At 58.3% G+C, this 13,803-nt stretch carries 14 protein-coding genes and 1 pseudogene; 5 read left to right on the forward strand and 10 right to left on the reverse strand.

The features are described from left to right. The first annotated feature begins 245 nt into the window (after window positions 1-245). Window positions 246-524 carry a 30S ribosomal protein S20 gene (gene rpsT / locus ACYZT8_RS25560; RefSeq protein WP_008154937.1) on the forward strand — a complete coding sequence of 93 codons (279 nt, stop codon included), beginning with the start codon at window positions 246-248 and terminating at the stop codon, window positions 522-524. Between the two features lie 185 nt (window positions 525-709). Here rpsT and ACYZT8_RS25565 read toward each other — a convergent pair whose 3' ends face one another. From ACYZT8_RS25565 to rplU, 5 genes are all read right to left on the reverse strand, one after another. Further along, complete coding sequence (locus ACYZT8_RS25565) at window positions 710-1,174, reverse strand: CreA family protein (protein WP_461976895.1); 465 nt, start codon at window positions 1,172-1,174, stop codon at window positions 710-712. A 12-nt stretch (window positions 1,175-1,186) separates the two neighbouring features. Continuing rightward, window positions 1,187-2,305, reverse strand: a complete 1,119-nt coding sequence (gene proB, locus ACYZT8_RS25570) for a glutamate 5-kinase (protein WP_461976897.1) — start codon at window positions 2,303-2,305, stop codon at window positions 1,187-1,189. Between the two features lie 137 nt (window positions 2,306-2,442). Beyond that, complete coding sequence (gene cgtA, locus ACYZT8_RS25575; protein WP_149628165.1) at window positions 2,443-3,666, reverse strand: Obg family GTPase CgtA; 1,224 nt, start codon at window positions 3,664-3,666, stop codon at window positions 2,443-2,445. A 193-nt stretch (window positions 3,667-3,859) separates the two neighbouring features. Next, window positions 3,860-4,135, reverse strand: coding sequence for a 50S ribosomal protein L27 (gene rpmA / locus ACYZT8_RS25580; protein ID WP_003215862.1), 276 nt, complete (start codon window positions 4,133-4,135; stop codon window positions 3,860-3,862). Between the two features lie 34 nt (window positions 4,136-4,169). After that, window positions 4,170-4,484, reverse strand: coding sequence for a 50S ribosomal protein L21 (gene rplU / locus ACYZT8_RS25585; protein WP_003176051.1), 315 nt, complete (start codon window positions 4,482-4,484; stop codon window positions 4,170-4,172). A 240-nt stretch (window positions 4,485-4,724) separates the two neighbouring features. Between rplU and ACYZT8_RS25590 the strand changes: the two genes are divergently transcribed. The 3 genes from ACYZT8_RS25590 to ACYZT8_RS25600 all read left to right on the forward strand — a co-directional run bounded on the left by ACYZT8_RS25590 (window position 4,725) and on the right by ACYZT8_RS25600 (window position 6,689). Beyond that, entirely contained in the window at window positions 4,725-5,693 is a 969-nt protein-coding gene (locus ACYZT8_RS25590; RefSeq protein ID WP_461976900.1) for a polyprenyl synthetase family protein, read from the forward strand. Window positions 5,694-5,883: 190 nt separating this feature from the next. Then, window positions 5,884-6,225, forward strand: a complete 342-nt coding sequence (locus tag ACYZT8_RS25595; protein ID WP_010467527.1) for a zinc ribbon domain-containing protein YjdM — start codon at window positions 5,884-5,886, stop codon at window positions 6,223-6,225. Window positions 6,226-6,431: 206 nt separating this feature from the next. After that, entirely contained in the window at window positions 6,432-6,689 is a 258-nt protein-coding gene (locus ACYZT8_RS25600; protein WP_461976902.1) for a PA4570 family protein, read from the forward strand. 112 nt (window positions 6,690-6,801) lie between these two features. Here ACYZT8_RS25600 and ACYZT8_RS25605 read toward each other — a convergent pair whose 3' ends face one another. The 3 genes from ACYZT8_RS25605 to ACYZT8_RS25615 all read right to left on the reverse strand — a co-directional run bounded on the left by ACYZT8_RS25605 (window position 6,802) and on the right by ACYZT8_RS25615 (window position 8,585). Then, entirely contained in the window at window positions 6,802-7,419 is a 618-nt protein-coding gene (locus ACYZT8_RS25605) for an FKBP-type peptidyl-prolyl cis-trans isomerase (protein ID WP_461976904.1), read from the reverse strand. Between the two features lie 121 nt (window positions 7,420-7,540). Continuing rightward, on the reverse strand, window positions 7,541-7,852 hold the full coding sequence (locus ACYZT8_RS25610) for a DUF6482 family protein (protein WP_461955785.1): 312 nt from the start codon (window positions 7,850-7,852) through the stop codon (window positions 7,541-7,543). Window positions 7,853-8,096: 244 nt separating this feature from the next. Beyond that, window positions 8,097-8,585 carry a TIGR00645 family protein gene (locus ACYZT8_RS25615; protein ID WP_131061871.1) on the reverse strand — a complete coding sequence of 163 codons (489 nt, stop codon included), beginning with the start codon at window positions 8,583-8,585 and terminating at the stop codon, window positions 8,097-8,099. Between the two features lie 159 nt (window positions 8,586-8,744). Here ACYZT8_RS25615 and ACYZT8_RS25620 point away from each other — a divergent pair, with 159 nt between their 5' ends. Then, window positions 8,745-10,574 carry a hypothetical protein gene (locus ACYZT8_RS25620; protein WP_461976906.1) on the forward strand — a complete coding sequence of 610 codons (1,830 nt, stop codon included), beginning with the start codon at window positions 8,745-8,747 and terminating at the stop codon, window positions 10,572-10,574. Window positions 10,575-10,579: 5 nt separating this feature from the next. Here ACYZT8_RS25620 and ACYZT8_RS25625 read toward each other — a convergent pair. Both ACYZT8_RS25625 and ACYZT8_RS25630 read right to left on the reverse strand, forming a co-directional pair. Then, window positions 10,580-10,919 (reverse strand): annotated as a pseudogene (locus tag ACYZT8_RS25625) (PA4575 family protein). Window positions 10,920-11,214: 295 nt separating this feature from the next. Beyond that, window positions 11,215-13,653: a Lon protease family protein gene (locus tag ACYZT8_RS25630; RefSeq protein ID WP_461976908.1), complete on the reverse strand. Its 2,439-nt coding sequence runs from the start codon at window positions 13,651-13,653 to the stop codon at window positions 11,215-11,217. Between the last annotated feature and the right edge of the window lie 150 nt (window positions 13,654-13,803).

The raw sequence follows: 13,803 nt of genomic DNA on the forward strand, positions 1-13,803 counted from the left end.
GTTTGTGCCTGTCGATAAACAGCAGGCGAACAAAGCGCCTACTTATGCGATACTCCGCGCCGCAGCAGCACAGAGCCAAAGCTCGCGAGTTTACAGGTCAAGCGCCGGAAATAAATATCCCGCCTCTTTATACCTACCACTTAGCGGAACGTCTCAACCGCCCTTGACAAGACATCAACTCATCGGCATGATTCGCGGCCTATTTTGTTTGCTATTTCCTAAAAAGTCTTTCGAGGAGCTCGACGGTGGCCAACACACCTTCCGCCAAAAAACGTGCAAAACAGGCTGAGAAGCGTCGCAGCCACAACGCCAGCCTGCGTTCCATGGTTCGTACCTACATCAAGAATGTAGTTAAGGCCATCGACGCAAAAGACGCTGAAAAAGCTCAAGCAGCTTACGTTCTGGCTGTGCCAGTTATCGACCGTATGGCCGATAAAGGCATCATCCACAAGAACAAGGCAGCTCGTCATAAGAGCCGCCTGAACGGTCACGTCAAGGCTCTGAACCTTGCTGTTGCCGCATAAGCGATAAGCTTGTTAAAAAACCGACCTCAGGGTCGGTTTTTTATTGCCCGCAATTTAACGAACGCCACGCAAAAAAATGTGGGAGCGAGCTTGCTCGCGATAGCGGACTTTCAGCCAACAGAGATGTTGAATGTTAGTCAGTCATCGCGAGCAAGCTCGCTCCCACAATTTGGATCTTCATTTGCTTATTGAGCGTGTGTCCACGGCAAAATCGGGATTGCCGTTACCGCATTCTGCGGGCTGCCTTCAATCAAGCGATCACTGTAGACCAGGTACACCAGCGTATTGCGCTTCTTGTCGAGGAAGCGCACCACCTGCATGGTCTTGAACACCAGCGACGTGCGCTCCTTGAATACCTCATCGCCATCCTTCAGTTCACCCTTGAAGCTGATCGGACCGACCTGACGGCACGCGATAGACGCCTCAGCACGGTCTTCCGCCAACCCCAGCCCACCTTTCACGCCACCGGTTTTGGCCCGGGACAGGTAGCAGGTCACGCCCTCGACCTTCGGATCATCAAATGCCTCGACGACGATACGGTCGTTCGGCCCGACGAATTTGAACACCGTCGACACCTGACCAATTTCCTCGGCCGAGGCCAGCAGCGGCAATGCCAACAACAGCCCCAACAATCCTTTTGCCACACGCATTCAGATATTCCTTCAGACGAGGATCAGGTTATCGCGATGAACCAGTTCCGGCTCAGCCATGTAACCCAACAGACCGACAATCGCCTCAGACGACTGACCGATGATTTTTTGTGCTTCCAGCGCACTGTAGTTGGCCAGGCCACGGGCGATTTCACGACCGTCCGGCGCCACGCACACCACCATTTCGCCACGACGGAAACTGCCCTGGACCAGCTTGACGCCGACCGGCAGCAAACTTTTGTTGCCCTGGGACAGCGCCGCTACTGCGCCCGCGTCCAGCACCAGCGTGCCACGGGTTTGCAGGTGACCGGCCAGCCATTGCTTACGCGCCGCCAGCATGCCGCGCTCAGGCGACAACAGAGTGCCGATGCGCTCGCCCGCCTTCAGACGATCCAGCACACGCTCGATGCGCCCGCCGACGATGATGGTGTGCGCACCAGAACGCGCTGCCAGACGCGCAGCGCGCAACTTGGTCTGCATACCACCACGACCCAACGCACCACCGGTACCGCCAGCGACTGCGTCCAGCGCCGGATCATCGGCGCGCGCTTCGTAAATCAGGTTTGCATTGGGGTTATTGCGCGGGTCAGCGTCGAACATGCCGTCGCGATCAGTAAGGATCACCAGCAAATCAGCCTCAACCAGGTTGGCCACCAGCGCCGCCAGCGTGTCGTTGTCGCCGAAACGGATCTCGTCGGTGACCACGGTGTCGTTTTCGTTGATCACCGGGATCACTTTCAGCTCGACCAGCGCACGCAAGGTGCTACGGGCGTTCAGGTAGCGCTTGCGATCGGACAAGTCATCGTGAGTCAGGAGAATCTGCGCAGTATGCCGGCCATGCTCGGCAAAGCTCGACTCCCAGGCCTGCACCAGACCCATCTGACCGATGGCGGCAGCGGCCTGCAGCTCGTGCATCGCACTGGGTCGTACGGTCCAGCCCAAACGACTCATCCCCGCCGCTACCGCCCCGGAGGACACCAGCACCAGCTCAACGCCAGCCTCATGCAAAGCCACCATCTGCTCGACCCAGACACCCATTGCCGCGCGATCCAGGCCCTTGCCGTCCGCCGTCAGCAAAGCGCTGCCGATCTTCACGACCCAACGCTGCGCACCTGTCACCTTGCTCCGCATCATCTTCAACCTTAGCTTGAGGACAGCGCGACCTGGCACTGCCCGTGACGTTAATCGTGGCTATTACTGACCAACGATCGATTTCCAGATACTAAAACGCCGCTCGATTGAGCGGCGCTTAAGTTTACTGCAACGAATCAGTCACGCACGTAAATGATTTCCGGACCGTCTTCGTCATCCACATCTTCTTCGTCCCAATCATCGTCGCCGATGTCATGGACCGACTTCACGCCGCTGCGACGCAGGGCACGCTGGTCATCCAGCGCTTGCAGCTGAGCACGGGCTTCGTCTTCGATGCGCTGATCGAGCTCGGCCAATTCTTCTTTGTAGACCGGGTCGTTCGCCAGACGGTCTGCACGATCTTCCATGTAACGCATGATGTCGTGACACAGACGCTCGGTACCGAGCTTGGAAATGGCGGAGATCACGTAAACCGGACCGGTCCACTCCAGGCGCTCAACGATTTCCTTGACGCGAGCGTCATGCTCTTCTTCAAGGATCTGGTCGCACTTGTTCAGCACCAGCCAGCGATCACGCTCAGCCAGGGACGGGCTGAACTTGGTCAGCTCGCTGACGATGACTTCAGCGGCATCCGGGGCGCTGGCGTCATCCAGCGGCGCCATGTCGACGAGGTGCAGCAGCAAACGGGTACGCGACAAGTGCTTGAGGAAGCGAATCCCCAGGCCCGCGCCATCGGAAGCGCCTTCAATCAGGCCCGGAATGTCCGCGACCACGAAGCTCTTCCAGCGATCGACGCTGACCACACCCAGGTTCGGCACCAGCGTGGTGAACGGGTAATCGGCAACTTTCGGCTTGGCGGCCGATACCGAGCGAATGAAGGTACTTTTACCGGCATTCGGTAAGCCCAGGAGGCCGACGTCAGCCAACACCTTCATTTCCAGCTTGAGATCACGCGCCTCACCCGGCTTACCCGGAGTGGTCTGACGTGGAGCACGGTTGGTACTGGATTTGAAACGGGTGTTGCCCAGACCGTGCCAGCCGCCATGAGCCACCAGCAGACGCTGACCGGCCTTGGTCAGGTCGCCGATCACTTCCTGGGTCGCGGAATCGATGACGGTGGTGCCGACCGGAACACGCAGTACCAGCTCTTCGCCTTTCTTGCCGGTGCAGTCGGTGCTGCCGCCGTTGGAACCGCGCTCGGCATCGAAGTGCCGGGTGTAACGGTAGTCCACCAGGGTGTTGAGGTTTTCGTCGGCGATCATGTAGACCGAGCCGCCATCACCACCATCACCGCCGTTCGGGCCGCCGTTTTCAATGAATTTCTCGCGACGGAAGCTCATGCAACCGTTGCCGCCGTCACCGGCCTTTACTCGAATCGATACTTCATCAACAAACTTCATAACAAAACGCCTCTCGTCATACGGACGAGCCGAAAAAATCCAGACATAAGACTCTTGCAAAAATGAGCGCAGCGACCTCAATCAACGACCGAAAATCCAGCGCTGGAGCCCATCACAAACAGCTTTGCAAGAGACTCACCCCACAAACGAAAAAGCCCCGTCGCGAGACAGGGCTTTTCCAGCAACTACGTAATTATGCCGCGACGACTTCAGTCTTCGGGACAATGCTCACGTAACGGCGGTTGAAAGCGCCTTTTACTTCGAACTTGATCACGCCGTCGATTTTAGCGAACAGAGTGTGATCTTTACCCATGCCAACACCGTAACCGGCGTGGAATTGGGTGCCGCGCTGACGCACGATGATGTTGCCCGGAATGATAACCTGGCCGCCATACATCTTCACGCCAAGGCGTTTGGCTTCTGAGTCGCGACCGTTACGGGTACTACCACCAGCTTTTTTGTGTGCCATGAGTCAATTCTCCTAGTGAGGAATTAGGCTGAAATTAAGCCTGAATACCGGTGATTTTGATCTCGGTGTACCACTGGCGGTGGCCCATACGCTTCATGTGGTGCTTACGACGACGGAACTTGATGATGCGGACTTTATCGTGACGACCTTGGGAGATCACTTCAGCCACAACGGTAGCGCCGGCAACAACTGGAGCGCCGATGTTCACGTCATCGCCATTGGCGACCAACAGAACGCGATCAAAAGTAACGGATTCGCCGGTAGCGATTTCCAGTTTTTCGATCTTCAGGTATTCACCTGGGGCGACCTTGTATTGCTTGCCACCAGTAACAATTACTGCGTACGACATGGTATTTCTCCGATAATCCTGCTCACCCAGCTCTTTATAAGAAGAGGTATTGGCTGGCATGGCTGCATAAGGCTGGAAGGCCTGTTTGCAATTGCGTAAGGCAGGTGCTGCCCAGGAAGTTCAGGGTGCGCGATTGTACGCAAGCTGCCGGGGCGATGCAAGAGGCCGTCCATCGTGCCTTGACACCCGCCGACGTGGGTCCTAGCATGCCGCGCAACCCTTCTGGAGCAACTGTCGCTGATGCAACCCCAAGCTTTCTACCGCGCGGTGGCGGACGATTTTAGCGCCGTCGACGGCATCATCAAGAAGCAGCTGACTTCCCGAGTGCCGCTGGTATCGAAAATCGGCGACTACATTACCTCGGCTGGCGGTAAACGCCTGCGTCCTCTATTAGTGTTGCTGTGTGGCAAGGCCCTGGGTCGCGAAGGCGATGACCTGCGCCTACTGGCGGCGACCATCGAGTTCCTGCACACCGCCACCCTGCTGCACGACGACGTGGTCGACATGTCCGGCATGCGCCGTGGCCGCTCGACCGCCAACGCCATGTGGGGCAATGCTCCGAGCGTGCTGGTCGGCGACTTCCTGTACTCGCGCTCCTTCGAAATGATGGTCGAACTGGGCTCCATGCCGGTGATGAAAATCCTTTCGCAAGCCACGCGCATCATCGCCGAAGGCGAAGTGCTGCAGCTGTCCAAGGTTCGTGACGCCAGCACTACTGAAGAAACCTACATGGAAGTCATCCGCGGTAAAACCGCGATGCTTTTCGAAGCCTCGACCCACAGTGCGGCAGCCCTGTGTGAAGCGACACCGGAACAGGCCGAAGCCCTGCGCACGTTTGGCGATCACCTCGGTGTAGCCTTCCAGCTGGTCGACGACCTGCTGGACTACAAAGGTGACGCAGAGACCCTGGGCAAGAACGTCGGCGACGATCTGGCCGAAGGCAAACCGACCCTGCCGCTGATCTACACCATGCGCGAAGGCACTCCGGAGCAGGCTGCACTGGTGCGCAAGGCGATCCAGAAAGGCGGTATCGAAGACCTGGAAAGCATTCGCGAAGCCGTGGAAGCGTCCGGATCGCTGGATTACACCGCAAATCTGGCCCGTGATTACGTGGCTCGTGCGATCAAATGCCTCGATGCGCTGCCAGCCAGCGAGTATCGCGATGCATTGGTTGAATTGAGTGAATTTGCAGTAGCCCGCACGCACTGATTCACTGGCTAGAACCCGGCTCCAGTGGGAGCTGGCTTGCCTGCGATGACATCACTGCGGTACTCCTGACACACCGTGGTGTCTGAATCGCGGGCAAGCCCGACTCCCACAGGAATCGCGCAGACCCACCAGCAGCCTAAAACCCTATACAATGTGCGCTTTTTAGCGATCCTGAATCCAAGGAGCTTTAGTGAGCACGTTGCCACCCTGCCCAAAATGCAATTCCGAATACACCTATGAAGACGGCGCTCAGCTGATCTGCCCTGAGTGCGCCCACGAGTGGTCCGCCAGTGGCGAAGCCGAAGCGGCTTCCGATGACACCGTGAAAAAGGATTCGGTCGGCAACGTCCTGCAGGACGGCGACACCATCACCGTGATCAAGGACCTGAAGGTCAAAGGCACATCGCTGGTGGTCAAGGTCGGTACCAAGGTCAAGAACATCCGCCTGTGCGATGGCGATCACGACATCGATTGCAAGATCGACGGCATCGGCCCGATGAAGCTCAAATCCGAGTTCGTCAGAAAAGTCTGAATCTGCTGTCTTCCATCCCGCGCCCTGCGTGGGATGGTGCTTCACCCTCCCTCACTCCGCCCAGCTATCCCTCGCAATAGCCAAACGCCAGCCGTTTTGACCTTACGCAATCTTTACCCGGAAAAAACCACAAACTGCCAATAGGCCCTTGCTATTTGATGAATAAGAATTATTCTCATTGAAACCTATCAATGGAGATGAGACCCATGACTTATTTGATCGATGCCTGGCTGGACCGCCCACACCCGTACCTCAGGATCCTGCATCGGGAAACCGGGGAAGTCTGTGCAGTGCTTGAAGAAGAAGCCTTGAACGAGCTGCAGGATCAGGGTGATCTGGACGTCAACGGCTTGAGTTCCAGCGAGCCGGTGGTGCTCAAGGAACTGGTGCGCAATCTGTTTCTGTTCTGCTATGCCCGGGCGTTGCGCCCGTCGCATGAATTGCAGCACAAGATAGAGATATGAGAATCACAAAACCTGTAGGAGCCGGCTTGCTGGCGATCCAGGCGCCGCGGTGCTTCAGGAACACCGCGGTGATGCTATCGCCAGCAAGCCGGCTCCTACAAGGTAATCAGGCTTACAGAACGTCGAGCAGCTCGACGTCGAACACCAGTACGCTGTGCGGCGGAATGCTGCCAACGCCTTGAGCGCCGTAAGCCAGTTCGCTCGGCACGTACAGACGCCATTTGCTGCCGGCATTCATCAGTTGCAGGGCTTCGGTCCAGCCAGCGATCACGCCGCCGACCGGGAATTCTGCAGGCTGGCCACGATCGTAGGAGCTGTCGAACACAGTGCCGTCGATCAGGGTGCCGTGGTAGTGAGTGCGCACTTGATCTTCACGGGTTGGCTTGGCGCCTTCGCCTTGAGTCAGCACTTCGAATTGCAGGCCGGAAGCCAGGGTGGTGATGCCGTCACGCCTGGCGTTTTCAGCCAGGAAGGCCAGGCCTTCGCCAGCGGCCGCTTCAGCTTTTGCAGCGGCTTCGGCTTGCATGATTTCGCGGATGACCTTGAAGCTTGCGGACATTTCTTCCTGACCCACACGGCTAGGCTTACCGGCGAACGCGTCGGTCAGGCCAGCCAGGATCGCGTCCAGGCTAACGCCCGGTGGCGGGTTGTCGCGCAGTTGGTCGCCCAGCTGACGGCCAATACCGTAGCTGACGCGGGTTTCGTCGGTGGACAGATTTACTTCGGACATGACACTGCTCCGCTGTGCGGACGGCCCTGGAACTTGCCGTGCGTGCACAGCGCGTCCCGGAGCGCCCGGAACCAAAAGGGCCAGCAGACTAGCACAGATGTCGTTGCGCTGATGAGAGGTGTCAGTGGTGCCAGGCTGAACGGAAGGCAATTGGCACCTTGAGGCTTTCCTCTGCACCGGAACCCATCCCGCACATCTCATCATGAACAGACGTGTGGACAAGGTTGAACGACAGGGACGGGAAGTCATGAAGCACTTCGCGCGCATGCTCGACCGAACGCAGGTGAAACATCTCACCGCGAGCATCACTCAAGGGATACGCCGCACCATGCATGCGCGCTTCCAGCAGGTAGATTCCACCTTCCATGGAGATCAGGTTCAGCTCATCGATTTTCCCGGCGATGGCATAAGCACGCAACTCAACGAAGTTCATGAAGGCACCTCATACGGTGTCGAGCCAAGATACTTACAGGCATATGCCTTGATGCATCAAAGTACAAGCCACGAACGACACCGCCCGTCTGGTTTGACGAAGAACCTGTGGCGAGCGAGCTTGCTCGCGCTCGGCTGCGCAGCAGTCGTCAATGCTGCAAGGGAAACCACTGGAGATAAAGCGGGGCCGCTTCGCAGCCCAACGGGAGGAAGCTCCCTCGCCACAGGGAGCGTTCCTGGCAGGATCAGTGCTTCGTGAGTTTGTCCAGATAGCCCATGGCAAACGCCGACACCACAAAGGTCATGTGAATGATCACGTACCACTTCAAATGCTCGGGATCGACGTTCTTGGCGTCCATGAAAACCCGCAGCAGGTGGATCGACGAGATCGCCACGATGGAGGCCGCCACTTTCATCTTCAGCGAAGACGAATCCATGGTGCCCAGCCAGTTGAGCTTTTCCTTGCCGTCGTCGATGTCCAGTTGGGAAACGAAGTTCTCGTAACCGGAAATCATCACCATCACCAGCAAACCACCCACCAGCGCCATGTCGATCAGCGACAGCAGCACCAGGATCAGGTCCGACTCGGCCATCGAGAATACGTTGGGAATGACGTGGAAAACTTCCTGAAAAAATTTCAGCGCCAGCGCCAGCAGACCAAGGGACAGACCGAAGTAGATCGGCGCCAGCAGCCAGCGGGAGGCATACATTGCATTTTCGATAAAGCGTTCCATTGAATCTCACACGTGGGCTGGAAATGGTGGCGAGTATACCAGCCCCCCGTTACAGCCAGAAACCGTCGGGAAATCCGCCACCTGCGCGTGTGTCACAAAGTTTTTCTGCTAGTGTCCAGACTATTGACAGCTCAGCGACATCGGACAGGAAGACTGGAAATGGATGTGCGATTGCCTATAACGAGTGCCGGCATTTGCCTGGCTCTGCTGCTGAGCGGCTGCTCACCCAGCGATGAGAAGCGCCAGACCAGCCTCGAAGAAAAGACCGCGCAGTTCGAGAAGTCTCTGGACGCGATTCAGGACCCGAAACTCAAGGATGCCGTCGCCGAACTCGGCGGTTCGCTGTTGTTGCTCGAGCGTGCGCAACTCAAGCTCGACAGCAAACCCGTGGAAACCGAATACGGCGAAGACGCTCTCGCCGTGCTCAAGCACTACCCCACGCCACAGGCCCTGGTCGAGACCTACATCAACGGTTTGTTCGTGCTGCACAAAGACTCCAGCTCCGACTACCTGACCGATCTGCAACCGGTGTTCCCTTTCAACTTCAACATTCCGGCTGCGTTTCTCTTTCCCCATGGCCTGGAATGGCAATCGGTGACCCTGAGCAACAAGCGCGTCATCGCGTTCCAGCCGGAATGGTCGGAAACCGATCCCGGTATTCAACTGAGCCCGTCGAGTTCCAATTTGACCAACCCGGATGATCTGACGGTGACCTATCCGTTCATCGACGGCCTGGACGTGGACAACAAGAACCAGCCCCAACCCGTAAGCCTGCAAGGCAAGGTCGAGGTCATTGCCCCGCGCAAGCTCTACACCTTCGACCTGACCAAAAAAGACGTTGGCCAGACCCGCACCAACGATAACCTCAGCGTCACCCTGCTGAAACTTGGCAACAATTACGCCGAAATCGAATTCAACAACAGCGCGCCGTTGGCCCCGGAAGTCCGCGAAACACCGTTGAACCCGCTGATCGTCCAGGCCAAAGACTCCACTGGGCAATTCCTCTCGCGCTCGGGCTCGATCAATGAAACCGCCGCGCAAATCACCTTCTATCAAAAACAACTGGCGAAATTGCAGCAACAGAAGGCCTGGAGCGAGACCTTTGGAAATCAGATCGAAGAAGAACAGCGCAGCTTCGAGGAGCAGCAGAAAAATCATTACACCAAAGTGTATTTCAACGGACCGGTCGAAACCGTTGAGGTCAGTGTGCTGGACTTCTCGGCCGCCACGGTGACCCGCAAGGACCTGAACCTGCCGGTGCGCCGCTTCGACTCACACACCACGGAAAAAGCCATCCAGCCACTGACCTTGCCGGTGGTGGTGTATGACGATCACGCCCCGACCTGGCTCAAAGGCGCGACGTTGAGTGAGGAACAACTGAAGAAGGGCATCATCGTCAGTCAGTCGGTGGATGACCCCAGCGCCGCGCGCATCGAGTTCGATCACCCCAGAAGCTTCAATGATGAGCTGCTCGGCACATCGTTCAGCCCCGGCGATAGCCCGGTCACTTTCTTTACAGAGGATGGCAGCGGCAAGCGCGATGAGCCGATCGAGCTGCCAACTGAGGCTTACGAGGTCGATCCCCTACGTGGCGTCATTACCTATGACCTGAACCTGTTTCCGGAAACGCCAGCCTATGCAGTGGGCTCCATGCCGCTGTTCCTGGCGACGGTCGACAAACAAACGCTCGACGCCCATGCCCTACCCAAAGGCCTGGAACTCAAAGGCAATGCGCTGGTGGTTGATTTGAAGCTGTTTCCTGCCCAGGACTGGCGATTTTTCGCCAAGGACGACTCCGGAAACTATCTGAAAGAAATTCTTTCGGTCAGTCACGACGCGAGCGCAGAAGGCCCGGCGTTATTTGGCGTGCATTACTTCTATGGCCAGCCAACACGTCTGGAAAGTTATCAGCGAACCGACCTCACCACGGTGCAATATGGTTTCGAGGTCAAACTGGCCAAGGCTGATCTGACCCACCTTGATCAATAGCCGGTTCAGTGCTCGGGCCGAAACTCAGCCACCGAGGTTGCGGCAACGGCCGCCGTTGATTTCCCGCAGTTGGGCTTGCAGGTGCAGGCACCAGATCTGTGGGTCATCGGCCAGCTCGTAGCCATGCAGCGTCAGGCTTTCAACAATCGTGTCGAGGATGGATTCAGCCACGAAAGGCCCATGAAACGGACCCTGCGCCTTGATGGCGGAAGGTTGTTCGCCGGCCATTCCGGCGGCAAAAAGCAAGGTCCACATGCCCGTATCCCCCGCCAATGGGCGGATAGCACACTCGATACGGGTCACAAGGCCCAAACATTGACGGGTGAGGCAGAGGTTGCGCGACATGGCGGCGACCCTCGGTAGATCCGGTATTCAGCCCCCACGGGAAGGCTGTCTCGATCCAGTGATTACTGTCGATATCCTTGAGCTGAGAATAGAAGAAAAGTCTGACTAGCACGTCAAGTGAGACCAGAAGGCGCCGAATGGTCATTGTGTGAATGTTGACGTCAGACTGATGGCACTGATCGTTCCTCACGCTCTGCGTGGGAATGCAGCCCGGGACGCTCCGCGTCCCTTCAAAGCCGAACGCGGAGTGTCCGAAGAGGCGTTCCCACGCAGAGCGTGGGAACGATCATCACCGTCAGGCCGGTTTGGCCTCGACCAGTGCTTCCAGCGCCGCTTCTTTCTCGGCTTCCTTGAGGTCTTCCTCGCTGATCATTTCCGCGATCACCCGCAAGCGTTCCACCACCCGCGCGTTGACGCTGCCTTCAGGGAACTGGCCATCGGCATCCGGCGCACCGGCCGGCTCGCCGACCAACAGGCTCAACGCCTCGTCAGCCTGGCGCACGGCATAGACATGGAACTGCCCCGCCCGCACCGCCGACAACACCTTCTCGTCGAGCATCAGCGTGGCCACGTTGGCCTGCGGAATGATCGCCCCCTGCTCACCCGTCAGCCCGCGGGCCTCGCAGAGTCGGAAGAAGCCTTCGATCTTCTCGTTGACCCCGCCCACCGCCTGCACTTCACCGAACTGGTTGATCGAGCCGGTGATCGCAAAGCACTGCTTGAGCGGCGTTTTCGACAGCGCCGAGATCAGCGTACACGCCTCGCCCAGCGACGCACTGTCACCATCGACGTAACCGTAGGACTGCTCCAGCGCGATACTCGCGGAAATCGCCAGCGGGAATTCCTGGGCGTAACGGCTGCCCAGATACCCAGTGAGGATCATCACGCCTTTGGAGTGAATCGGCTGGCCGAGGTTGACCTCACGCTCGATGTCGACGATGCCGCTGCCGCCCGGGTAGACCGTGGCGGAAATCCGCGCCGGCACACCGAACGCCGAGTCGCCGACTTCCAGCACGGTCAGCCCGTTGCACTTGCCGACGGCCGCGCCGTCCGTGTCGATCAGGATGATCCCTGCCAGCATGTCATCGAGAATCCGCGCCGAGACGCGCCCGGTGCGCGTGGCCTTGGCCTTGAGCGCACGTTCGATATGCCCGGCATCGGTCATCTCGTCACCCGCCAGGTGACGGATGAAATCCGCCTCGCTGACCAGCTGGAACAGATCACCAATGCGCGCCGACAAACGCCCCTGGTGTTCGGCCAGACGCGCGCTGTAGGTCGCCAAACGCGCCACGGCGTCGGCCGTCAGCGGCGCCATGCCTTCTTCCGAGGTGCGGGTTTTGAGCAACTGGGCGAACTGCTCCAGGCTCTCATCGACCATCGGGATGTCTTCGTCGAAGTCCACCAGGACGCGGAACATCTCCTGGAAGTCCGGATCGAGGTCTTGCAGCGTGTAATACAGCTGACGCGCACCAATGATGACGACTTTGACCTGCAACGGAATGTGCTGTGGCGTCAGCGTCACCGTGGCCAGACGACCCAGTTCGCCCAGCGGCGATTCCATTTTCAGTTTGCGCGATTGCAGGGCGCGTTTGAGCGCATCCCACACGAACGGCTCGCTGAGCATTTTTTCCGCTTCAAGGATCAGGAAGCCGCCGTTGGCGCGGTGCAATGCACCCGGACGCAGCTGCCGATAGGTGGTGTAGAGCGCGCCCTGATCGGTGCTGTATTCAATGCGGCCAAACAGGTTTTCGTAAGTCGGGTGCGGCTCGAAGACCACCGGTGCACCACCGCTGGACGAATGCCCCACCACCAGACTCGGGGCGTATTGTTCTTCCAGCAGCTTGCGGGCGATGGCGTCGGTCTTGCTGTCGTCCACCAGTTGCTCGACCACGGTCTTGAGCAGGTAGACCTGCATGGCTTGCAGGTAACCGCAAACGGCCGCGTTTTCTGCGTACTTCTCCGACAACGGCGACAGCAACGGCTGCAAGGCCAGGGTGATGGTTTCTTCGTTGAGGTGGCGCAGCTGATTGCTCGACTCGCGCTTCCATTGCGGCAGGCTGGCGAGCTCTTCGTTCAGGCGCTCCTCCAGACCGGAAATATCGTCATGGAAACGCTCACGATCGGCTTCGGGTAGCTGGGCAAATTCCGCTTCGTCCAGGGCCTTGCCCTCGGCCATCGGCGTGAACGCGATGTTGCTGGCGTCGCGGTACAGCGCGACTTCCTTCTCCAGCGCCAGGCGCTCGATCACGTCCAGCGCCTTGTCGTAGCGCTGGTTGAAGGCGCGGTCGATGGCGCTTTTCTTCTGCTGGTAGGACGGGTGTTCGAACACCGCCGGAAAGGTCGCCAGCAGGTTGTCGATCAAACCATTGATGTCACCGATGAAGGCGCCGGCGGTGCCCGATGGCAACTCCAGCGCGCGAGGCTCGCGAGGTTCATCGAAATTATTGACGTAGACCCAGTCCGCTGGGGTTTGCAGGCGTTTGCCTTCGGCTTTCAGGTAACGTTTGACGAACGAAAACCGGCCGGTACCGGGCTCACCCATGACAAATACGTTGTAACCGGGGCGCGGCATGGCCACGCCGAACTGCAACGCTTCGACCGCACGTTCCTGGCCAAGCACACCGCGGAAGGGCTCCAGATCATTGGTGGTAGAGAAGCTGAACTGTTCAGCGGAAAACGGACGGGTCAGCGCTTCAGGCGCTAGACGCAAGCTGGCAGCAACAGGATCAGGCATCGGGCTTCCTTACATCAGGCGGGGCAGATAGCGGCATTCTGGCGCTGCCCATACCTCACTTGCAAGGCGCGCCTCCAGCCAAAGCATAGACAAACCGTCATCTCCAGGCCGGCCGGGCGTAAATCAATGATTTCAGCGAATGTTTTGCAA

Source organism: Pseudomonas sp. LB3P93 (assembly GCF_054898025.1).

Coding starts and splice junctions, on each gene's coding strand:
- ACYZT8_RS25630 (WP_461976908.1), bottom strand. CDS start 13,653: ATGCCTGATCCTGTTGCTGCCAGCTTGCGTCTAGCGCCTGAAGCGCTG.
- rplU (WP_003176051.1), bottom strand. CDS start 4,484: ATGTCGTACGCAGTAATTGTTACTGGTGGCAAGCAATACAAGGTCGCC.
- cgtA (WP_149628165.1), bottom strand. CDS start 3,666: ATGAAGTTTGTTGATGAAGTATCGATTCGAGTAAAGGCCGGTGACGGC.
- proB (WP_461976897.1), bottom strand. CDS start 2,305: ATGCGGAGCAAGGTGACAGGTGCGCAGCGTTGGGTCGTGAAGATCGGC.
- ACYZT8_RS25590 (WP_461976900.1), top strand. CDS start 4,725: ATGCAACCCCAAGCTTTCTACCGCGCGGTGGCGGACGATTTTAGCGCC.
- ACYZT8_RS25565 (WP_461976895.1), bottom strand. CDS start 1,174: ATGCGTGTGGCAAAAGGATTGTTGGGGCTGTTGTTGGCATTGCCGCTG.
- rpmA (WP_003215862.1), bottom strand. CDS start 4,135: ATGGCACACAAAAAAGCTGGTGGTAGTACCCGTAACGGTCGCGACTCA.
- ACYZT8_RS25600 (WP_461976902.1), top strand. CDS start 6,432: ATGACTTATTTGATCGATGCCTGGCTGGACCGCCCACACCCGTACCTC.
- ACYZT8_RS25610 (WP_461955785.1), bottom strand. CDS start 7,852: ATGAACTTCGTTGAGTTGCGTGCTTATGCCATCGCCGGGAAAATCGAT.
- ACYZT8_RS25615 (WP_131061871.1), bottom strand. CDS start 8,585: ATGGAACGCTTTATCGAAAATGCAATGTATGCCTCCCGCTGGCTGCTG.
- ACYZT8_RS25605 (WP_461976904.1), bottom strand. CDS start 7,419: ATGTCCGAAGTAAATCTGTCCACCGACGAAACCCGCGTCAGCTACGGT.
- ACYZT8_RS25620 (WP_461976906.1), top strand. CDS start 8,745: ATGGATGTGCGATTGCCTATAACGAGTGCCGGCATTTGCCTGGCTCTG.